Annotated in this window: 17 protein-coding genes; 9 read left to right on the plus strand and 8 right to left on the minus strand. The window is 46.3% G+C overall.

Annotated elements, in window-relative coordinates; translation table 11 throughout:
- Window positions 1-57 precede the first annotated feature (57 nt).
- Window positions 58-1,329: a group II intron reverse transcriptase/maturase gene (ltrA, locus tag FIU95_RS11625; protein WP_152452240.1), complete on the minus strand. Its 1,272-nt coding sequence runs from the start codon at window positions 1,327-1,329 to the stop codon at window positions 58-60.
- Between the two features lie 858 nt (window positions 1,330-2,187).
- Between ltrA (FIU95_RS11625) and FIU95_RS21325 the strand changes: the two genes are divergently transcribed.
- The gene (locus FIU95_RS21325; RefSeq protein ID WP_216646237.1) at window positions 2,188-2,589 is read left to right on the plus strand and encodes a hypothetical protein; all 402 of its coding nucleotides are present in this window, start codon (window positions 2,188-2,190) and stop codon (window positions 2,587-2,589) included.
- A gap of 90 nt (window positions 2,590-2,679) precedes the next feature.
- Here the strand turns inward: FIU95_RS21325 and ltrA (FIU95_RS11635) are convergent, their stop codons facing one another.
- Window positions 2,680-3,951 carry a group II intron reverse transcriptase/maturase gene (gene ltrA / locus FIU95_RS11635; protein WP_152452240.1) on the minus strand — a complete coding sequence of 424 codons (1,272 nt, stop codon included), beginning with the start codon at window positions 3,949-3,951 and terminating at the stop codon, window positions 2,680-2,682.
- 986 nt (window positions 3,952-4,937) lie between these two features.
- On the opposite strand from ltrA (FIU95_RS11635), the gene FIU95_RS11640 reads away from it, so the two are divergent.
- The 3 genes from FIU95_RS11640 to FIU95_RS11650 all read left to right on the plus strand — a co-directional run bounded on the left by FIU95_RS11640 (window position 4,938) and on the right by FIU95_RS11650 (window position 6,512).
- Window positions 4,938-5,255, plus strand: coding sequence for a hypothetical protein (locus FIU95_RS11640; protein ID WP_152453938.1), 318 nt, complete (start codon window positions 4,938-4,940; stop codon window positions 5,253-5,255).
- Window positions 5,256-5,339: 84 nt separating this feature from the next.
- Window positions 5,340-5,978 (plus strand): hypothetical protein, encoded by a 639-nt coding sequence (locus FIU95_RS11645; RefSeq protein ID WP_152453939.1) that lies wholly within the window; start codon window positions 5,340-5,342, stop codon window positions 5,976-5,978.
- Between the two features lie 180 nt (window positions 5,979-6,158).
- Window positions 6,159-6,512 carry a VOC family protein gene (locus tag FIU95_RS11650; protein ID WP_152453940.1) on the plus strand — a complete coding sequence of 118 codons (354 nt, stop codon included), beginning with the start codon at window positions 6,159-6,161 and terminating at the stop codon, window positions 6,510-6,512.
- Between the two features lie 246 nt (window positions 6,513-6,758).
- On the opposite strand, the gene FIU95_RS11655 is transcribed toward FIU95_RS11650, so the two are convergent.
- Window positions 6,759-7,424, minus strand: coding sequence for an isoprenylcysteine carboxylmethyltransferase family protein (locus FIU95_RS11655; protein WP_152453941.1), 666 nt, complete (start codon window positions 7,422-7,424; stop codon window positions 6,759-6,761).
- 1,537 nt (window positions 7,425-8,961) lie between these two features.
- Between FIU95_RS11655 and FIU95_RS11660 the strand changes: the two genes are divergently transcribed.
- Both FIU95_RS11660 and FIU95_RS11665 read left to right on the plus strand, forming a co-directional pair.
- Entirely contained in the window at window positions 8,962-9,819 is an 858-nt protein-coding gene (locus FIU95_RS11660) for a hypothetical protein (RefSeq protein WP_152453942.1), read from the plus strand.
- A 191-nt stretch (window positions 9,820-10,010) separates the two neighbouring features.
- The gene (locus FIU95_RS11665; RefSeq protein ID WP_152453943.1) at window positions 10,011-10,499 is read left to right on the plus strand and encodes an AAA family ATPase; all 489 of its coding nucleotides are present in this window, start codon (window positions 10,011-10,013) and stop codon (window positions 10,497-10,499) included.
- A gap of 66 nt (window positions 10,500-10,565) precedes the next feature.
- Here the strand turns inward: FIU95_RS11665 and FIU95_RS11670 are convergent, their stop codons facing one another.
- Together FIU95_RS11670 and FIU95_RS11675 are read right to left on the minus strand one after the other, a co-directional pair.
- A complete protein-coding gene (locus FIU95_RS11670) occupies window positions 10,566-11,207 on the minus strand; it encodes an MIP/aquaporin family protein (RefSeq protein WP_152453944.1) in 642 nt (213 codons plus the stop codon).
- Between the two features lie 228 nt (window positions 11,208-11,435).
- Entirely contained in the window at window positions 11,436-12,839 is a 1,404-nt protein-coding gene (locus FIU95_RS11675; RefSeq protein ID WP_152453945.1) for an MFS transporter, read from the minus strand.
- Between the two features lie 152 nt (window positions 12,840-12,991).
- Here FIU95_RS11675 and FIU95_RS11680 point away from each other — a divergent pair, with 152 nt between their 5' ends.
- On the plus strand, window positions 12,992-13,756 hold the full coding sequence (locus FIU95_RS11680) for an amidohydrolase family protein (RefSeq protein WP_152453946.1): 765 nt from the start codon (window positions 12,992-12,994) through the stop codon (window positions 13,754-13,756).
- An 85-nt stretch (window positions 13,757-13,841) separates the two neighbouring features.
- On the opposite strand, the gene FIU95_RS11685 is transcribed toward FIU95_RS11680, so the two are convergent.
- The 3 genes from FIU95_RS11685 to FIU95_RS11695 all read right to left on the minus strand — a co-directional run bounded on the left by FIU95_RS11685 (window position 13,842) and on the right by FIU95_RS11695 (window position 17,799).
- On the minus strand, window positions 13,842-15,185 hold the full coding sequence (locus FIU95_RS11685) for an MFS transporter (protein ID WP_253869111.1): 1,344 nt from the start codon (window positions 15,183-15,185) through the stop codon (window positions 13,842-13,844).
- A gap of 219 nt (window positions 15,186-15,404) precedes the next feature.
- Window positions 15,405-16,469 (minus strand): LacI family DNA-binding transcriptional regulator, encoded by a 1,065-nt coding sequence (locus tag FIU95_RS11690; RefSeq protein WP_152453948.1) that lies wholly within the window; start codon window positions 16,467-16,469, stop codon window positions 15,405-15,407.
- Between the two features lie 76 nt (window positions 16,470-16,545).
- Window positions 16,546-17,799: a sugar MFS transporter gene (locus FIU95_RS11695; RefSeq protein ID WP_152453949.1), complete on the minus strand. Its 1,254-nt coding sequence runs from the start codon at window positions 17,797-17,799 to the stop codon at window positions 16,546-16,548.
- A gap of 430 nt (window positions 17,800-18,229) precedes the next feature.
- Between FIU95_RS11695 and FIU95_RS11700 the strand changes: the two genes are divergently transcribed.
- Both FIU95_RS11700 and pgmB read left to right on the plus strand, forming a co-directional pair.
- Window positions 18,230-20,581, plus strand: a complete 2,352-nt coding sequence (locus FIU95_RS11700) for a glycoside hydrolase family 65 protein (protein ID WP_152453950.1) — start codon at window positions 18,230-18,232, stop codon at window positions 20,579-20,581.
- Window positions 20,578-21,249 carry a beta-phosphoglucomutase gene (gene pgmB, locus FIU95_RS11705; RefSeq protein WP_152453951.1) on the plus strand — a complete coding sequence of 224 codons (672 nt, stop codon included), beginning with the start codon at window positions 20,578-20,580 and terminating at the stop codon, window positions 21,247-21,249. The genes FIU95_RS11700 and pgmB overlap by 4 nt, the downstream gene beginning before the upstream one ends.
- Window positions 21,250-21,276 lie beyond the last annotated feature (27 nt).

Below are 21,276 nucleotides of genomic sequence, written 5' to 3' on the forward strand. Positions count from 1 at the left end.
GTTTCTAGCTACCGGCCCCCACACCACCCATCGTGCGGGTCCGCAATGGGCGGTTCCCTATCCGTAATGAATCTCTACCCAACGATCTCGCAATGAAATCAACCCCATCTCTTCGAAGAACTCATTATTGAGCGCAATATGAATACCCTCAGTTTTTGCGCTTCGCCAGTAACTTTTACCGGTCGAGCCGCAGGTAACTGCCAGCGATTCACTCACACCCATACGCAGTAAATTTCGAACTTTCGTTCTCACTCTGCGCCAATTCTTCCAATAGCTCATTCTTAATCGCCGCCGTATCCAGCAGTCTAGATCAATACATTTTTGATAGCCTTGCGCTATTCCAAAATAGTTGATCCAGCCACGGAGGTATACGGTAAGTTCCTTCAGTTTCTTTTCCATCGAAATGCCACGGGACCGTCCTGTAATCTGACGGACGTGGTATTTAAATTGGCGCAGTGACTTATCATGCCAGACAAGCTTTGCTCCACGAAAAGAAAAACCCAGAAACTTACAACGACTAACGGGGGCTACTTGGCTTTTAGCATCGTTAACTTTGAGTTTAAGCTTGCGCTCAACAAAGCGTTTAATGCTCGCCATAAGCCGTTCGCCGGCACGTTTAGAGGAAACGACAATCACAAAATCATCCGCATAGCGGACAAAATCGTGCTGGCGTTTTTCCAGCTCTTTGTCGAGCAGGTCGAGTACAATATTGGAGAGCAGCGGCGATAAAGGGCCCCCTTGTGGCACCCCCTCATGACAGGCTTTCCAGCATCCATCTTCTACACTTCCTACACGCAAGTAACTTGCGATCAACTTGAGTAAACGCTTATCGCTGATTCTTTGGCCAAGTAAACTCATGAGGAAGTCATGGTTGACCCGGTCGAAGAACTTAGATAAATCGACATCTACGGCTATCCGCTTCCCGCCTTCGATATACTTCTGTAGCTTTTTCACCGCATGATGCTGTGATCGCTTTGGGCGGAACCCATAGCTGAACTCCGAAAAGGTTTTATCGAAACTGGGACCGATGATTTGGGCGATAGCCTGCTGTATAACACGATCAAAGATCGTAGGTATCCCGAGACCACGCTGGCCGCCATCTGGCTTGCGAATGTAGACGCGCCTGACGGGAAGCGGCTGGTAATGACCCTGTCGAATAGTCTCGATGAGGTCGTCGCCAACTGCCTTGAAGTGCTGCATAAAATTATCGACAGTAATCTCGTCAATGCCTGCGGCACCTTTGTTGCTTCGCACGTGTTTCCATGCAGCATTAAGATTTTCTTTGCTGAGGATGGTTTCAAGCAGATTTTCATTTGAGTTGAGTGTCATGGCAGTGCGCTACGTCAATTTTATATCCGGCTGGCAACATATCGGCAGGCTAGCCCTGTCTTTTAACTCGTGGATTTTGGGTTCAGGCCTTCACCGTATCCAAGGTATTAATCTTGGTATTAGGCTACTATGCCGTCGGCTGACTTCTGTTCAATCACCTTGGCCATTACTGGCCGAGGCGCCGCTGTGTTCCACCAATTTTGTTTACCCCCGCGATGGTGGCTAACGGGCTGGGCCTACTTATGAGTCAGCGGCCACGCTGACAGCTTTACAGCAGCAGGTTGAACAGATCTCCCCAGATAAGAACGTGAACTTTCACTACACAACTGCATCATTTACTCTACCCGTTAGACCACATGGCTTTGGTATCCTTGGCTACCTCGCCTCCAGGCTAAGCCTTATATGATGTTTCTGTCCGTCAGCTCGTAGTTTTGCTAGCGGCTTCCTCCCCACAAGACCTCGCGGTATTGCAGTTGCCATTCGCTAGTAGTTAGCATTTAATGGGAACCATTAAATGGTGATCCTCCTACAGGGGACTTTCACCCCATTAGTTCACGCCCATGCTGGGCGTACCAAAACGCTCAACTACACTCCGGCCGCAAGCGGCCTCCGTCGGACAGCCAAAAGCGTGCTTCGCACTGGCTGCCGGTTAGCTCAGCGTTATTGTGGCGGTCAATTTTTAGATGGTTTGTAGTTGCTGCAAGTAACAATCTCTACCTGAACACGTTTCGCCAGAGAGTTCTCCTGCAAACTGGCACCGCAGTTTCGATCAAGTGCCTTCGCTTTAAGCCAACAAGCCTCGCAAGTCAGTTGCACCATTGTGGAGTGCCAATCAGCTAGTTAATCGGTGGGGAAAGTATGGTATTTTCCCCTGTAAATTTATCGGGCAGTAGCCAGCCAAAGTTGGCTGGCAGAGAGCAAGCAGGTCGTTCAGTGCGCGCCAGCTATAACCAGGCCAGGCAAGATCGCCCAGCCGATGGCTGGGCTGGACAGCCTACGCTCTGCTTCGGCTGCCCTTGCTGGCAACGTTATATTTTTATTCAGTATTCAACTTTCATCAATACAGGGAAATGGTGTATGAAAGAAGGACTTGAAAAAGTTAAAAGTGAGATCAACTCAAAGATTTCATTCTGGAACAATGTAAAAAGCCGTAAGGTTAAAGCTGGGTTAATCGTTCTGTTTATAGGGATAGTTTGTTTGAAAATTTATACAACCGTTTTTACATTCGATTGGTTCACAAACTTAATTCAATCGTTGTAAGTTTGTTTACAAATATAAATCGGGTAGCCGGTAGTTTCTAGCTACCGGCCCCCACACCACCCATCGTGCGGGTCCGCAATGGGCGGTTCCCTATCCGTAATGAATCTCTACCCAACGATCTCGCAATGAAATCAACCCCATCTCTTCGAAGAACTCATTATTGAGCGCAATATGAATACCCTCAGTTTTTGCGCTTCGCCAGTAACTTTTACCGGTCGAGCCGCAGGTAACTGCCAGCGATTCACTCACACCCATACGCAGTAAATTTCGAACTTTCGTTCTCACTCTGCGCCAATTCTTCCAATAGCTCATTCTTAATCGCCGCCGTATCCAGCAGTCTAGATCAATACATTTTTGATAGCCTTGCGCTATTCCAAAATAGTTGATCCAGCCACGGAGGTATACGGTAAGTTCCTTCAGTTTCTTTTCCATCGAAATGCCACGGGACCGTCCTGTAATCTGACGGACGTGGTATTTAAATTGGCGCAGTGACTTATCATGCCAGACAAGCTTTGCTCCACGAAAAGAAAAACCCAGAAACTTACAACGACTAACGGGGGCTACTTGGCTTTTAGCATCGTTAACTTTGAGTTTAAGCTTGCGCTCAACAAAGCGTTTAATGCTCGCCATAAGCCGTTCGCCGGCACGTTTAGAGGAAACGACAATCACAAAATCATCCGCATAGCGGACAAAATCGTGCTGGCGTTTTTCCAGCTCTTTGTCGAGCAGGTCGAGTACAATATTGGAGAGCAGCGGCGATAAAGGGCCCCCTTGTGGCACCCCCTCATGACAGGCTTTCCAGCATCCATCTTCTACACTTCCTACACGCAAGTAACTTGCGATCAACTTGAGTAAACGCTTATCGCTGATTCTTTGGCCAAGTAAACTCATGAGGAAGTCATGGTTGACCCGGTCGAAGAACTTAGATAAATCGACATCTACGGCTATCCGCTTCCCGCCTTCGATATACTTCTGTAGCTTTTTCACCGCATGATGCTGTGATCGCTTTGGGCGGAACCCATAGCTGAACTCCGAAAAGGTTTTATCGAAACTGGGACCGATGATTTGGGCGATAGCCTGCTGTATAACACGATCAAAGATCGTAGGTATCCCGAGACCACGCTGGCCGCCATCTGGCTTGCGAATGTAGACGCGCCTGACGGGAAGCGGCTGGTAATGACCCTGTCGAATAGTCTCGATGAGGTCGTCGCCAACTGCCTTGAAGTGCTGCATAAAATTATCGACAGTAATCTCGTCAATGCCTGCGGCACCTTTGTTGCTTCGCACGTGTTTCCATGCAGCATTAAGATTTTCTTTGCTGAGGATGGTTTCAAGCAGATTTTCATTTGAGTTGAGTGTCATGGCAGTGCGCTACGTCAATTTTATATCCGGCTGGCAACATATCGGCAGGCTAGCCCTGTCTTTTAACTCGTGGATTTTGGGTTCAGGCCTTCACCGTATCCAAGGTATTAATCTTGGTATTAGGCTACTATGCCGTCGGCTGACTTCTGTTCAATCACCTTGGCCATTACTGGCCGAGGCGCCGCTGTGTTCCACCAATTTTGTTTACCCCCGCGATGGTGGCTAACGGGCTGGGCCTACTTATGAGTCAGCGGCCACGCTGACAGCTTTACAGCAGCAGGTTGAACAGATCTCCCCAGATAAGAACGTGAACTTTCACTACACAACTGCATCATTTACTCTACCCGTTAGACCACATGGCTTTGGTATCCTTGGCTACCTCGCCTCCAGGCTAAGCCTTATATGATGTTTCTGTCCGTCAGCTCGTAGTTTTGCTAGCGGCTTCCTCCCCACAAGACCTCGCGGTATTGCAGTTGCCATTCGCTAGTAGTTAGCATTTAATGGAAACCATTAAATGGTGATCCTCCTACAGAGGACTTTCACCCCATTAGTTCACGCCCATGCTGGGCGTACCAAACACGTCAATTAGGACGCTCGCAAGCTCGCGCCTATTACGCGGGCGTTGTTGTGGCGGTTATTTTTTAGGTAGTTTGAAGTTGTTACAAGCACCAATCTCTTCCTGAGCACATTTCTCCAGAGAGTTTTCCTGCAAGCTGGAACCGCAGTTTCGTTCAAGTGACTTCGTTTTAAGTCAACAAGTTCTGCAAGCCAGCTGCCTCATTGTGGAGTGCCAGCCAGGTAGTTAATTGGTGGGGAAAGTATGGTATTTTTCCTTTCAAATTTATCGAGCAGTGGCCAGCCAAAGGTGGCTGGCAAAGAGCAAGTCGGTTGTTCAGTGCGCGCTAGCTATAACTAGGCTAGGCTGGACAGTCTACGCTTCGCTTCGGCTGCCTTTGCTGGCAACGTTATCAACATAAGGACTGTTTGTGAAAATAGCTCAGGAATTGAATTCACGCCAAAAAGATATAGACCTTGAAGTCAAAGCTTTCGATGGTGCATCCATTTGGGTAAATTCAGAAGATTTTGGTATGGAAAAGAGCATTACCGAAAACTTCGAGTTCTATTTCAAGTTTCATAAGTTTTGCTTCAAGCACGCCGAGCTTGAGTATCTATATATTGAAACTACTCTTGGGATTGATTATCTCGGAGAAGAAGTTGGGTATTACTCCCTTTTCAGTGATTTAGACGGTGAGCCTGTTGATGATATGCTCGTAATTACAGATGAAGAACTTAAAAATAGCTAACAAGTTCAGGTTACGGAAAAGCGGACCTTCACCGAACGGAGTAAGATACGCTGCTTATCGAGATATTAGGAACAAATAGTATCAATGCATACACCAAACTACATGGATTCACACCACTACATGTCGCACACGCCTTATATGCCTCTCTCAAGAGTGAAAGGAGGTGAGTCATTTCTCTCGCTTAAGCTATCGGAAATTACTCCCTATGAAAAGTTTATTGAATATTTCCCACGCATTAAATGCGAACCATTAGAGTTTTTGTACCAAACGCATAGAACAATATGTGCAATGGACAAGTATCTTTATGAAGATCTAGTTCTACATTGTTGGAGATCTATAAGCTGGGCCGCATGGATTGCTTTAGTAACTCCTTATCCTGAAAGATATATGCTCAAATTCCTTAAGCGCACTGAGGGAAGAATTTCAGAGCAATGGAGTGTTAAGACTGCTATTTTAAGGCTCAGGAAAAGGAATCAAGGTAATGATGATTTAATTGCCAAGGCGAAAGTATTTGAAGGATATCTAGCTCGTTTACCATTTAAAAAAATACCTTTACGAAAAACGAATATCAAAGCACAGCTTGATCATAACATTGAAACCCAAATTAAATTGAGAAAAATTTACAGTGAAGGGGGCACGAATGCAGCAATTTCATACCTTCGTTGTCGCGAACCAAATGAACTAGAGATAAGCTATCAAGAATGGCTATCTAAACAAACTTAGCAAGTAAATGAGTATACGTTTCAGCCACAACAGCTTATTATCTATTAGCTCTAGGTGTATTTAGACTAAGTTTTATAATTGAACACTCTAGCTTATACATAGAATCATAATAGGATAAGTGGTGCAAATTTTTTTACCTACTCTTTATAGTGCAAAAGCACTTGCTCCGAGGATGGTCAAATGAAAGTGAAACGAATAGTTATAAATATCGCAGCTGAAAATCCAGATGATGCAAAAATATTCTATGAGTCTATCTTCGACCTTAATCTTGTTATGGATCACGGCTGGATCAAAACATATAGTTCAGGCGAAGAAATGACGACCCAGCTAAGTGTGGCATCTGAAGGCGGCTCCGGAACTGCTGTTCCTGACCTGTCGATTGAAGTTGATGATCTTGACATAGTATTAAAGAAGGTAATGACTGCCAACATTCAAATTGAATACGGGCCGACATCAGAACCCTGGGGCGTTCGCAGATTCTATATTCGTGACCCTTTTGGAAAACTTGTTAATGTACTCCAACACGAGCATTAAAAAATTACGCGATAAAAAGGCTAACTAATGGGACTATCAAACTGCTTTGACTATCCCTGCTGACGGCGCTAAGTACACATATGGAAAAATACTTCAAGTATAAAACTATGAGAAAGGCTTTACTATCTGTGATTCCATCCTTCTTCCAGAGGCCCGGTCGTGTAGCTCCATCCTACATATTCTGAGCATACGGGACGTAATTACCGAAAACTCCCAATTACCATAGGTAAAAAAGATCCTATCAAACTACCAAATGTACGGTAACAGGCGCCAACGAATCCGGTCCTGGTATTCTCGATAGCCTACGAGATGCTCTTGCAGTGTTTGATCTTCCCGTACTGTTCGCGCAACAAAAATTAGTACGCCTAATGCCGTTGGCACCAAGGCCCAAACAGAATCAAGTGCGAGTGGAAGGAACAGGTGGGCAACCAGTACACCAGCGTAGCCAGGATGTCGAATCAGGGCATAAGGGCCTGAAGAAATTACAGAATGGCCACGGTCCTCCTGAATACGAACAACAGATGAGAAAAATGGATTGGATTGAATAGCCCAATAGGCGAAACCATAACCCAATGCATAAATGAATAACGCAAAGATCTGAATCGATTGCGATATGGGGAGAGCGGGGCCGAAGCGAACAGCATCAAGGCCAGCCACGACGAACGTAGCTGGATACAAGGCTAGACAACCAAGGCTTGCAAGTACTACATCGATTCGATCGATACCCGGACCGGGAGCCACTCGCTCTCTGATAAGATTAGGATCGAGAAATGCCAAGCCTATTACCTTGAGCAGAAAGTAAATTCCCAGAACAGCCCACGCCATGGGCCATAAGAATTTTCCAGCGGCCCCGAATAGACACACTCCGAAGAGGAGTGCTTCGATGATGGTAAATACGATAGCACGAATCAAAGTCCTACCTTGTGGAATATTAGCCTATTAAAAAATCGGTATGCCAGAGCCATACTAGAAAATTGTGTGATAAATGAGCATAAAACCTAAGCTCTTTCCTGATTATATTGGAAGGTAGTGAATGTTATGAATGATGAAAAAAGACAAGGACTTCCAATACTGAAGCGCAAGGTTTTGAATCATCGGCTCATACTATTTTCTATAGGTTGAATGCAAGAGATAAAAGAGAAGAATAGACCTCAGATTATCGGCTGGAGTTTACAAACGTACAAAAACTCCAGCCGGATATGCTTTCGGTAGAATCTATAGATTAAGCCCCCGGTCTCTGAGGCGATGCACCTCGGTTGCTATCTGAAGGTTTTCCATGCTTCTTATCAGACCAATTACCGCCATTGACTGGCTGATTTGGAGCAAGCTTGGCTTTTTTGGCCGGAGTCTTTGCTGCTTTCTTCTTACCCATGATGTACCTCTCTTACTGAATTCACTGAACTTCCATGTTCACGGTAGCTGACGCGCTAAACTTTTTCGGACATATAGCTAGGAATTCTATAAATTATGACATATATACCAATTGGCAATATAAGATATAAACATGCGTCAATAGGTAAGTGAAAGTAATTCGCTTAATTCTGGCCCTATTAAGGCGTTTAGACCGGCCTTTAACTAACCAAAGAAGGGAGCTGATAATAATAGGCAAAGATCGTGCCCCTGGGATTGTCCGCAGCACCTCTGTCAAAACAGTTTAGGTTGGCGGACAGCTAACCTTGGTCGAAGATATGAAAGTGGCTCAAATTACTAATACGGAATTGGTAACCTAATCGTTAGGATAATCAGCGATTTAATTATCAGGTTATATCGCTTGCGGCTTAACATATCAAAAACGATAAGAATCTGATTCTCCTTTTAAGCTCGGCCGAGTATCAATACTGGGTACTGTAAATAGTATGGAGCCAGGACGAGATCGCTGAAGAACACAAATGAAATGGTGTGGTTAATGGGAAATTTCTATCCGAAAAGGGAAGATGCAATAGCAGATGTGAGAGCCTATATTGCTTGTAACAACTCGCGCAGAATACATACAACACTGGGGGACGTAACTCCCATCGAACTTGGGAAATGTGCTTAAAGAAGTGTTCGGTTGGAGTTGACCACAACACTTTTGGTACACCCGTTTAAAAACCAATCGCCTCCATTCAGCACATATGTACCAACTAATACCCCTGAAGGGTATACATTTTACTTAGGGCTGCCCAGCTTCTCGTACCTCAGGTTCAGATATACAATATGCACACTGTACGGTTCTAGTGTGCCAACAAGTAATTTAGGTTTGGGGAAAATATGTTAATGTTACTAGCGTTTATTGGTGGGACTGAATTACAGGGAGCCCGGTATGATCTTTATTCACATCATTACTGTGACCCTAAGCATTGTCTTACTCTTGGCATCAGAATCATAACCCCACCTTCTGTAACAGATTTCACATTTAAGTAACATTCACTCAATACTTTAACTACCCCACTTCATGAAAGGATTTAACATGGGTGCAGATATTTTTAATGATATAAAAATACAAGAGATGATTAAATTTTGCTCTACTGGCTATGATGCCTGGGATAAAATCATTAGAAAAGATGTTGCCAACAATTATGCTGCTGGTCGTGACCGTTCCGCCAAGGGGCAGGTTTACTGGAGCAATCTGAATAGTGAAGTTAGCTGTATTTTAGCTATCCATTCTTTCCTTAGAGAATACTTAACATCGAAAGTGCCAGCCAGTGAAATCGAACGACTAGACCAAATGCGAACCAATTTTAGGTTGGCTGCGGTCGACTATCAAAGGCGCTGCTCTACAACTCATCTAACAAATGATATAAACAAAAAAATCTCAAAGAACAACACTCTCATAAAAGATAGAGAAGACAATCTTGAGGTTTCAAATATATGTTTAGTCTCATCAATGCAGGATATTACGTCAAAAATTAATGGCGTTATTGCAACTTATCTTGCACTCATAGGCATGAGAAAGAATCTAGCTTCAGTGGATGCCTCTTGGAGCGAGTATTATAAAACGATCCGGCGTGATTTTCTGGCTGTCGCCTCAAATATAGTAGGCCTATTTGTACCAACGAGTGTGGGCAACTCAATCATTGTTGCCTGGATGTATAGTGATGTCAGAGATATTAGAAACTTCCAAAAAACAGGACAACAACTCGCTGAAAACAAGCAAGAAATCTTAAAGGCAGCGGGCAAATTTAATGGGGATACTTCCATCGGTGATTTTTATACCTATGTACTGGTAACCGCCTTAGCTGAGCACTACGGCTTTTCACCTAACAATGGAATAAGATACAATCCACAGCATCAACACTTAGATATGGCTAAAGGTATTGTAGGCTAATTTAGATCTATAGCTTATCTCACATTATATATGAGTAGGTTAATTTCAGTACAGAAACAGCATAAAACTACAACTGGGCTTGCTAATCTTGCGAGGTTGCGAGCCTGCTGTTCTTGACGCTACCATACTAAAAACGTTAATTAATACACCTTAAATCCCCATTCCTTATAATTTTAAGAAAGGTTACTTAGTTGGATAAGATACTAATTTTTGGAAATTCAGGCTCAGGCAAATCGACTCTAGCAAAGAAACTTTCAAAGAAAGGAGGGCTAGCCCACCTGGATTTAGACACCTTGGCATGGTTGCCAACCTCAACTCCGCAAAGAATGCCTTTGGAAAAATCAAGAGTTAAGATTGAGGCCTTTCTTAAAACGCATAAAAGCTGGGTAATAGAGGGCTGTTATACCGATTTGCTAGAGCTTCTTAGTGATCAGGCGACCGAGATTATATTTATGGATCTTAGTGTTGACCAATGTATTGAAAATGCCAGAAACAGGCCTTGGGAACCACATAAGTATGAATCCAAAGAAGCTCAGGATTCCAATCTAGATATGCTCGTTAACTGGATCAAGGAATATAAAAACAGGAATGATACTTTTTCTTACCAAGCCCATCTAAATTTTTACAATGTCTTTCAAAGGAAAAAAACAATTTACGCAGAGAATCAAGAGAACATATAAAACAACAACGAATCCACTCCCAATTATTAGGTTCTTTCTTGCATATAATAACTGTGCTTAACGATCTTAACTCTCCTGTAGGTGACCGCGAGGCCTGAATAGTAGATAGCTAACCAAAGCACCCACGCTAGCACCTACGAAAGGCATTAATAAATAATCCCAACTCCATGCTTTTGTGGCCAAGGCCACGGCGGGGTTTAAAATGCCGTATGAAGCATTATGGGATACAATCAACCCCAATAACAATGAGCTGCCGACAACAATCCCCGAAGTGGCTTTTCCAATATCCTTGTTATGGGCCGTAGCCATAACACCAAAGCTGAAAAATGCCGTACCCAGCCCCTCACCTATACCACTAAATATTGATGCCTTATGGGATACCAACCATCCCTCTTGCCCTAAAGGAACATAAATGGTCACCATTAGTAGCGCCAGAACTCCGCCACATACCTGAACGATTACGTAGCCGATAAAATCCTTAAAGCTTAACTTCTTAGAGATAAGCATGGAAAAAGAGATGGCAGGGTTGATATGGCAACCAGAAATCCCCCCTATGATATAGACACAGAGCCCCAACGCCAGTCCAGCAGCAATCGGCGTCGCTATAGGAAAAGGATTACTTGGTGTTAAAGAGGTCAATACCGCTGTCGCCAGTATGAAGGTACCGATGAGCTCTGCTGAAAGTTTTTGGACGAAGGAGTAGTTCATTGATTTACCCTCGACTAGTAAATGTTACTCTAAAAAAATTAAGAAATAACATAAGCGTCATCACTTATTTAAAAAGTATCAATATATTCAACTGCCTGTAGAACACAAAAAATGTGTGTATTCCAGTGAAAAAATCCGAACTAAAATCTAAAATTACTTTCCATCCGCTGTGCTTGGCACTAGACAAGGAGAGAAAGAGTAATATTTAGAGTCGCTTCCAAAGCGCATTTATAGAATACCCTCCTCCTCATAATCCACCTTCACATCTTTACCTGTCACAAATAATATACATACTACTAATCCCGCCAAAGCCAGGTAGGCATTCACAGTAAAGGCCCTATCTATACCGGAAGGCAGATCTGGGGCCATGGCAACGATGGTTGTGTTCATACCCAGCCCTATGGCGCCACCTGCTATTTGATACATATAAAGTATTGCCCCAGCCAGGCTTGCCCTGGAGGGGTCTACAACCGTTATTGCCGCAGTAGTTATAGTTGAATAAAAAAGCCCGACCCCCGCCCCCAGAATCATTAAGCCAGGTATAAGCACCGGATAGGTAGTATTTGTAGTCAGGTGTGAGAGCATAAACATTCCGACGCACATGCATATGGTACCGGCTGAAACGATTATCTTAGCCCCCAACTTCTCATATAGACTGCCCGAGATATAGGAAACAATGCCAAATACAGCCATCATTGGTAACAGGCCTATACCGGAAAAAGCGGCCGAGTAACCCCGAACCTTGGTGAGGAATTGTGGGATATACAGTAGAGCAGCAAAGAAAACCACAGAGAGCAGTAAGGTTGCCATGCCCGCCGCAAAGAATTTGTTATTTCTTGCCACATCCTCTGGGATTAGAGCATTCTTACCCGCATTGCGCTCCACAATAATAAAAAGCCCCAAGAACACCAAGAAAACTGCGAATAATGTGACAATCCAGGGGCTTTTAAAGCCAAGGTCTACCGCCAGATCCAAGGCAACAAGCAGACCAAACAAGGATACAGATAGTGTCGTTACGCCAGCGTAATCTATTTTTTCATCGACTTTTTCCGGACTGTCATCGGCGATCACTTTCCAGCAGACCAGACAAGCCAAAGCCGCAATGGGAATATTGATAAAAAAGATCCAGCGCCAGCTAGCTAAGTCGGTCAACACTCCCCCTAGCATTGGCCCTATGGCATTCGATGCACCACAGACTGTCATAATTAAACCGCCCGCCAACCCAGAGCGATCCTCGGGCATTAGCCCATAGATCATCCCTAATATGGCTGGCCACATCATGGCACCACCAATTCCCATTAATGCCCGTGATATCAATAGCATCCACATATCTACGGCTAGGCCACCAAGCAAAGAGAAGAACACAAAGATTGCAGTGCCTATAAAGAAGATGCGGCGACGCCCAAACATATCTGCCAGGCGTCCACCAGAGATAATAAGAACACCAAAAACCAGGGTATAGCCATTTATGACCCACTGGGCCGTTGTGATATCAGAGTTAAACTCCTTTTCCATAGCGGGTATCGCTACTGAGAAAGCGGTGAAATCATTCGCAATAAGGAATACCGCTAGACTGAGTGCTAACAAGCCAAGAAACTGGGTTTTTGTCAGGGGAGTCCTCGTTTCCGTCATTGTATTCTTCCTGGGGCTTGTTTCTATAGTTCAGATATTTAAATGTGGCCAAGAAAGTTTAAAGTTTGGTCTATTTCACTATTTAGTACTGATTTTTTTCGCGAGAACCTGACCTGAACATTTTTTCTTCTACTGCTTATATGCAAACTAATATGCCAACTGAAAAAGTTAAGATCTTCGACAGTCACTTCCATATCATTAGCCCTGGATTTCCACTGTACCCAAATGATGGATTCACTCCTGATTTTTTCACTACTAGCGACTATTTATCCCGACTTAAAGACTACGAGTTGATAGGTGGCGCAGTGGTTTCTGGATCCTTCCAGAAACAAGATAACACCTACCTTAGGGATGCACTGGCTAAGCTTGGCAAAAATTTCGTGGGCGTGATACAGCTACTAGCCGATACCGATGACGAGACGATCCTGGCATTAAGCACCAGCGGCGTCCGAGCCGTAAGGTTCAACCTCAAGCGTGGCGGCTCTGAGGACGTAGCAAAAATCAAGAATCTTGCTCAAAGAATCTATGAATTAGCCGGTTGGCATGTCGAGCTTTATGTTGATTCAACTCAGCTTGAACCTCTCGCACCCACCCTACTTGCCCTACCCTGCGTTTCTATTGATCACCTTGGACTGAGTAAAAGTGGCCTTGGATTGTTGCTGTCACTCGCAGAGAAAGGGGTAAAGGTCAAAGCGACTGGCTTTGGGCGTCTTGATTTCGATCCGGCTACCGCCATTACTGATTTTTACAAGGCAAATCCTGACGGCCTGATGTTTGGTTCAGATCTGCCTTCCACAAGGGCTCCAAGACCATTTAGAGACAAAGATGTGACTTTGATTCAAGAAACTCTGGGTGAACCTGGGGCCAATAAAGTCCTTTGGAAAAATGCTCAGGCGCTATACCTTCATCGGAATTAAGGGAGAAAGCCTTTTCGGAGAGGATACATTCCTTTCAGAACCCCATCAGGCATAGCACCATAAGATGTGAGGACCTTTAAGGGTTTTACTCTTCAACCTTTTCCTGATGTGCCTTACCGCTCACAAACAAAACAGACACAATGAGTGATGCCAAGGCTAGATATGCATTCACTGTAAATGCCCGGTCAATCCCGGTAGAGATATCTGGCGCCATAGCCACAATAGTGGTATTCATTCCCAGTCCCATTGCGCCTCCAGCAATTTGAAACATATAAAGAATCGCACCGGCAAGGCTGGCTCTGGTAGGGTCGACAGCGGTAATAGCTGCAGTTGTAATAGTTGGAAAGAAAAGGCTAACCCCAGCACCAAGAATAATTAAACCTGGAATTAACTGAATGTAAGAGGAGCCCTTATGCAGGTGCGACAATATAAACATGGACAGGCACATAAGCAGTACACCGATTGCCGCCATCAACCTGGCTCCTAGTTTTTCATACAGGTTCCCAGTGATAAATGAGCCTATACCCTGCACAATCATCATAGGCAACAACCCTAAACCAGCATATATTGCCGAGTAACCATGAACCTTAGATAAGTATTGGGGGATGAAAAAAAGTGCAGCGAAAAATATTACTGAGATCAGTAAGGTGGTAACCCCAGCGGCAAAAAATCTATGATTTCTGACAATATCCCTCGGTATCAACGCATCCAAATTTTCTCGCCTCTCCACCAAAATAAACAACCCAATAAATACCAGGAAGATTGATACCAAAGTCATGACTAGAGGACTTTTGAACCCGATATCTACCGCAAGATCTAATGCGACAAGAAGTCCAAACAAGGCTATCGATAAAGTGGCGACTCCCAAATAGTCAATTTTTTCTTCGACTTTTTCAACACTATCATTAGAAACCACCTTCCAGCACATCAGACAAGCAAGTATGGCGATAGGAACATTGATAAAAAATATCCAGCGCCAGCTTAGCCATTCAGTTAGAGCCCCACCAACCAAGGGTCCAATACAGTTGGAGAATCCACACACGGCAATAACCAACCCTCCGGCCAGGCCCGAACGATCTGACGGTATCATCCCATAGATCATGCCGAGAATTGCCGGCCACATCAGCGCACTGCCAACCCCCATTAAGGCTCTGGCACTTAGCAACATCCACATATCAACGGCTAGCCCACCGATAAGAGAGAAAAAAACAAATATTGCAGATCCAATGAAGAAAATTTTCCGTCGCCCAAACATGTCCGCCAGGCGGCCACCACTGATAATCATCACCCCAAAAACCAGGGTATAACCATTCATTACCCATTGGGCCGTAGTGATATCAGAATTGAACTCTTTCTCCATGGAGGGGATGGCTACAGAAAAGGCGGTAATATCGTTGGCGATCAGAAATATCGCAAAGCTCAATGCCATTAATCCAAGCAGTTGGCTTTTTAGGAGAGGGGTCTGGGATTCCACTATTTAACCCTGCCAAGGGCCCACTCTTGGCGGGCAAATATAGAGAAAGGTATCCTGACAGTTTGGCCTATTAGGGTATTGAGCAGCGGATTAGGTCAAAGATTGGCGCGCCTGGAGAGGCTGAGTGAAACCCCAGAGAAGAGAAAGCAGCTCCGCCGGGGAGCTGCAAAAGAGCTATTGCTGATTGTATTCCTGAATCGGTTGATAGTTAGGGTTGGCACCACAGGAAGAACGTACTACCAGTTCAGTCGGTAGCACTTCAGGCTCTGCTGTTTTATCACCGATCAATTGCATCATCTTCTCCACCATCAGCTCACCGCCTCGCTGGATATTCTGACGCACAGTCGTTAGTGGAGGCGTATAGAAAGGGGCGATGGGAATATCATCAAATCCAACTACTGCAATATCGTCAGGGACCTTATAGCCCTGGCTCTGCAAGGCCTTAATGGCGCCCATAGCGATGCTATCACTCGCTGCGAAGATCGCATCGAAGGTCAAACCTTCGGCTTTTAATAGGCCTGCAATGGACTGGTAACCACTTTCACTGGAGAAAGAAACCTTGATTTGGCGCGCACTAATATCAAGCCCTTCTTCGGCAAGGGCGGCTCTGTAGCCCTCGTAGCGCCCGTTAATCTCAGGGTGTGCAGTATCACCCAGAAAGAGGATTTTACGGCGGCCCTGCTTGAGCAGATGTTCGGTAGCCTGGCGCCCTCCCATCTGATTGTCACTACTTACGATACAGTAATCGAGACCTGGCTTGGCAGTCCCTCCCCATACCACCAACGGATCGCCCTGGCGCTGTAACTCACGCAGTGGGCTGTCATCGATACCCTGACCAATCACGATTACCCCATCGGCGCGGCGAGACCCCATTAAGTAGGCATGCCAATCGTCATTTGTAGCGATGCGGTTGGAGAACAGTAGATCGTACCGGTGCTCGGCCAGGCGATCGGCAATCGCACCAATCATGTCCAACATAAAAGGGTCGGAAAAGGTTTGGCCCCCGGCGCTGCCGGTATTGATCACCACAGAAATGGTATGGCTGCGCTTTAAACGCAGATTGCGTGCACTCTCGTTGATTTTGTAATTCATACTGCGCGCAATCTGCTGAATACGCTCCCGGGTCTTTTCATTGATCAGCGGGTTGTTATTCAGCGCGCGAGAAACAGTGGATTCAGAAACTCCCGCCAGCCGTGCAATATCGGACATGGAGACGGGAGAGGAGGAATCCTTAGGCATGCGTACTTCACCTTATTCGCGGGAAATACGCCATCTTAGGCGTGCTACAAGAGTTTGTAAAACTGCCGCTGCCAACTCATACCGCAAGCCTGGCAGAATTTTCAACTGTCCCACCCTCCACCGCACGACGGAAAAAGTACAGGCTGATCAGAATTACCGAGATCGGCACCAGTGATAGGTAAAAGGCCACCTGGCCATCAAAGGCTTCAAAAACCGAACCGGTAATCAGGGAACCCGTGGTGCCCCCCAGCGCAGAAAAAATCACCAGCAAGCCGGTCATTGCCGAGTGCTGATGGGTCGGTAGTGAACTCAGCATCACCGAGTTGATTGCCGGATAAATGGGCGCCATAAACAGGCCAATCAGTGGCAGAATAAAGGCCGCAATCGGCGCATTGAACCAGTTGATATCGGGGTTGGCCTGCACATCACTCGATAGCGGCAGAGTCAGCACCACCAATAGCGCCATTGCCAGCAGACAGACATTCAACACCGGATACCAGTGTAAACGCCGCATAATAGCCCCTGCCCCCAAACGGCCCAAGGCGAGCCCTGCAGCAAAAATACTGGCAGCCTGGACGCTCATCGCCGCTGGTAGCTTCAAAATTTCATTGTTAAACGTGGGCAGCCAGCTGCCGATACCCTGTTCGATCAACACATAGATAAAAACGGAAATGACATAAATGTAAACCAGGGGCTTGGCCATCAGTTTTATCATTGCCCAGAAGTCCTGCCGTGGACTGGTGCCCTCAACCCGGGTACCCGACTCATCCATTTTTGTCAGCGACAATAAAATAAAGGCAAACAGGCAAATCGCAGCCAGCACCCAATACACATTCAGCCAAGCTGTGGAACCTGGATTGGCTGAGTCAATAAAGGCACTAAACAGCCAATACCCACTAAGAACCCCCACCATAAATACCCCCTCCAGGGTATTTACCATACTCGCATGTTCATTTGGACCACGGGTTAACAGGCCCACAGTTGAATAAACCGCGACCTTCACCAAGGCAAAGGCGACTCCCACGGAAAGGAACAGTAGTTTTGCTGTCCAGAAACCTGGCAATAGGGGCATGGCAATACAAGCCCCGGTCACAATGGCGAGCCCCATCAGCATGGCCCGCTTAAATCCGAAACGCGGCAGTTGCGAAGCCACCAGAAAAGATACGATGCCGATAGGAATATCCTTAAAACCCTCCAATACACTGGCTGCAGATTTACTCACGCCGTAAGTATTAATCACCTGCAGTATCACAGTGCCGACACTGTTCAAGAGAATGGCGAACACAAAGTAAATGGCAAATAGGGAAAGCAGTATGCGCTGATTGTTCATAAGGAAATCTTTATCGGTCTATGGCTCAGGCGTACAGCCGTACCAGCCTGTTATTGTACATTTTTTGATCTTTCAGTGTGGGTTGATGACTGCAAATTTTCACGCCCCTACAACTCAGCAGTATGACTTACCACAAAAGAATTGCAATCGTTTGCAATATTTCAAGCTGCCAAACAGAGACCATTCAGCGATCGCCGGTCAGACTAGCGGGTTACTAGATAACAACAATGCTAATAAATTTATTATTATCAATGAGTTAAAGAATATTTTCACTCACAAATAGCACATAGTTACCGTACAAGGAGATTTTTTTACCCTCGCATTGCAATCGATTGCATTTCAATATGTACAAGCGATAGACTGCAGGCAGTTGCCCGAAGTGCTAATCACTTCGGCAAAGCGCCTAACCATCAGTTTCTGTGTAAGTGGTATGAAGAAAGAACAACAACATAAGCTTGAAATTCACCCTTGGGGCCTGCTGGAAAGAGAGTTTCAAGCGGATGACTACCCTCTTAACGCCACCCTATTCTCCCTGGGCAATGGTTTTATTGGCCTGAGAGGCACCTTTGAGGAAGGCTTTGAGCCCGAGCCCTTTTCTGATGGCTGTTACCTCAATGGGGTCTATGCCAGTGAACCTATTCGCTACGGCGAGGCTGCTTACGGCTACGCCCGCAATAATCAGCGCATGCTAACGGTACCGGACGGCAAGGGTATTCAAATCTGGATTGATGGGGAGCGTTTCAGCCTCGCGGAGGGCGAACTACTCGAATATGAGCGTCACTTGGATATGGCCAGTGCAACCCTTACGCGCAGCCTCACTTGGCGTTCACCTCTTGGGAAAACCCTCAGGCTCAAAACCCAGCGCCAAGTCTGCCTAACTGAAAAACACCTAGTGCTCATCCATGTTGAAGTCACTACACTGGATTTTGATGGGGAAATACGCCTGCTGACGGGGCTGGATGGCAATCTCGATCAAGCCGAGCACAGTGACGATCCACGCTTGGCCTCCCCCATCAATCAGGAAGATATCCAATGGCTGGATAAGGTCGCTGATGGTGACTACTTGGCATTGCCACTCTCAGTCAGAAGTAGCGGCTATGAGATTCGCTGCGCAGCCATACACCGCTTGCAGACTAGTGCGGGCCACACCGTGACCAATCTACGCCATGAAAACCGGGTAACCACCGAATATCGCTGCAATGCCCAGCGGGACAAGCCCCTATGCTTGACCAAATACCTTGCCTACTTCGCAGAGCAAAGGGCTGAGCCGATTGAAGCTGGACCATTACGCCAATACCTTGAACTCAGCGCCAATAAAAGTTTTGCCGAATATGCCAAGACCCAACGCATAGAGATGGATAAATTCTGGCAAGAATCCGATATTCAGGTATTTGGCAACGACAGCCTACAGCAAGGTATTCGATTTAATCTTTTCCACCTATTCCAATCCCTGGGCAGGGATGGACGTACGAATATCGCTGCTAAAGGGCTCTCGGGAGATGGTTACGACGGCCATTATTTCTGGGATACAGAAATCTATGTATTGCCGTTTTTTCTCTACACCCAGCCCAATATGGCCCGCCACCTGCTGGAATATCGTCACTCGATTCTGGATGCCGCCCGTGCCCGTGCCCGAGAGCTGGCGATCAGTAAAGGCGCCCTCTTTCCCTGGCGCACCATTGGCGGGGAGGAGTGCTCTGCATACTACCCTGCCGGCACCGCCCAGTTTCATATCAATGCGGATATCGCCTATGCAGTGCGCCACTACAGCCGAGTCACTGGTGATACGGAGTTTCTGAGGGAAAAAGGGGCGGAGCTGGTTATTGAGGGGGCCCGCCTATGGATGGAAATCGGCCACTTCAATCCTCGCCGCAACCACCAATTTTGTATTAATGAAGTCACTGGCCCGGATGAATATACCGCGTTGGTAGATAACAACTTCTATACCAACCTGATGGCCCGTGTGCATTTGGAGTATGCTGCAGAGCTATACCAGTGGTTGCAATCCTTTGATCCAGAAGCGTGCCTGGCCTTGGCCCAACGTATACAACTGGGCCCACAGGAGCCCATGCTTTGGGCAAAAGCCGCAAAGGCCATGTACCTCCCCTACGACCAATCCCAAGGTATCCACCCGCAGGATGATGGCTTCCTCGACAAGCCAGTGTGGGACTTTGAGCAGACACCGGCAAATCATTACCCCCTGCTACTGCATTACCATCCACTGGTAATTTATCGACATCAGGTTTGCAAGCAGGCAGATGTAGTCTTGGGACTATTGCTCGAAAGTTCCGAGTTTTCCATCGAACAAAAACGCCGCGACTTCGACTTTTACGAACCGCTCACTACACACGATTCCACCCTATCCGCCTGCATCCACAGCATTATTGCCAGCGAGGTGGGATACCCGGAAAAAGCGCTCGACTACTTCCAGCAAGTAGCACGAATGGACCTGGACAATCACCACAATAATACTCAGCACGGTATCCATACTGCCTGTATGGGCGGCACCTGGATGTGCATGGTGCAGGGCTTTGCCGGTATGCGCCTGCATGGTACCGAATTGCACTTCGCCCCGTTTGTACCCGAGGATATGGAAGGTTATCGCTTCCGCCTGCAATTCCGTGGTCGCACCCTGGAAGTGGACATCAATTGCAGTAATGCCAGCTATACCCTGATAACTGGCGAGCCCATCAACCTACATCACGTCCATGAACCCGTATTTCTCGCAGTAGGCAAAACCCAAACATTTGAGATAGCACCGCCAGTGGAGGTAACACCGTGATCTATCGTGCTGCAATTTTTGATCTGGATGGTGTACTCGCAGATACCGCACGACTGCACCTGAAAGCCTGGTACCAACTAGCCCAGGAACTCAAGCGCCCATGGGCTGAAGATACCAGTGAAAGGCTTAAGGGGCTGGAGCGTATGGCCTCACTGGAAGTGATTCTTGGGGAAGAGAGCGATCGGTTTAGTGAAAAGGAAAAGATCGATCTAGCTAGCAGAAAGAATAGTTATTATCAGAAACTGATTCGCAGCTTATCTCCAAAAGATCTGCTGCCCGGTGCCGGGGAGCTTCTCGCCTGGTTAAACGAGAAACAAATCCCCATTGCCCTGGCCTCAGCCAGTAAGAATGCGCAGGCCGTTTTACAAGCATTGGAGATATCACATTACTTCTCAACAATTGCCGATCCAGAGCAGTCCGCACCTAAACCCTGCCCGGATATTTTCCTCGCAGCAGCGCAAGGCCTACAAGTTGGACCTGAATTCTGTGTTGCCTTTGAAGATGCTGCTGCTGGAGTCGCTGCCATTAAAGCAGCACAGGGCATGACTGCTATCGGAGTAGGCCATGAGAATTCTCTAAGAAACGCCGACTATATTGTGAATAGCCTGAAAGAATTCGACCCCAGGGACTTCTTTCTCTCAGCGATTAGAGCAGCGGCCATAAGTTAGGATTACTTAGGCAAGCCACATGCTGTG

The organism is Microbulbifer sp. THAF38 (genome assembly GCF_009363535.1).
Taxonomy (GTDB): Bacteria; Pseudomonadota; Gammaproteobacteria; order Pseudomonadales; family Cellvibrionaceae; genus Microbulbifer.

Bases quoted from the DNA above. Each gene is read 5' to 3' on its own strand.
- FIU95_RS11680 (WP_152453946.1), top strand. From the start codon at position 12,992: ATGCCAACTGAAAAAGTTAAGATCTTCGACAGTCACTTCCATATCATT.
- FIU95_RS11650 (WP_152453940.1), top strand. From the start codon at position 6,159: ATGAAAGTGAAACGAATAGTTATAAATATCGCAGCTGAAAATCCAGAT.
- FIU95_RS21325 (WP_216646237.1), top strand. From the start codon at position 2,188: ATGGTATTTTCCCCTGTAAATTTATCGGGCAGTAGCCAGCCAAAGTTG.
- FIU95_RS11660 (WP_152453942.1), top strand. From the start codon at position 8,962: ATGGGTGCAGATATTTTTAATGATATAAAAATACAAGAGATGATTAAA.
- FIU95_RS11695 (WP_152453949.1), bottom strand. From the start codon at position 17,799: ATGAACAATCAGCGCATACTGCTTTCCCTATTTGCCATTTACTTTGTG.
- FIU95_RS11700 (WP_152453950.1), top strand. From the start codon at position 18,230: ATGAAGAAAGAACAACAACATAAGCTTGAAATTCACCCTTGGGGCCTG.
- FIU95_RS11645 (WP_152453939.1), top strand. From the start codon at position 5,340: ATGCATACACCAAACTACATGGATTCACACCACTACATGTCGCACACG.
- FIU95_RS11670 (WP_152453944.1), bottom strand. From the start codon at position 11,207: ATGAACTACTCCTTCGTCCAAAAACTTTCAGCAGAGCTCATCGGTACC.
- ltrA (WP_152452240.1), bottom strand. From the start codon at position 3,951: ATGACACTCAACTCAAATGAAAATCTGCTTGAAACCATCCTCAGCAAA.
- FIU95_RS11675 (WP_152453945.1), bottom strand. From the start codon at position 12,839: ATGACGGAAACGAGGACTCCCCTGACAAAAACCCAGTTTCTTGGCTTG.
- ltrA (WP_152452240.1), bottom strand. From the start codon at position 1,329: ATGACACTCAACTCAAATGAAAATCTGCTTGAAACCATCCTCAGCAAA.
- FIU95_RS11685 (WP_253869111.1), bottom strand. From the start codon at position 15,185: ATGGCATTGAGCTTTGCGATATTTCTGATCGCCAACGATATTACCGCC.
- FIU95_RS11690 (WP_152453948.1), bottom strand. From the start codon at position 16,469: ATGCCTAAGGATTCCTCCTCTCCCGTCTCCATGTCCGATATTGCACGG.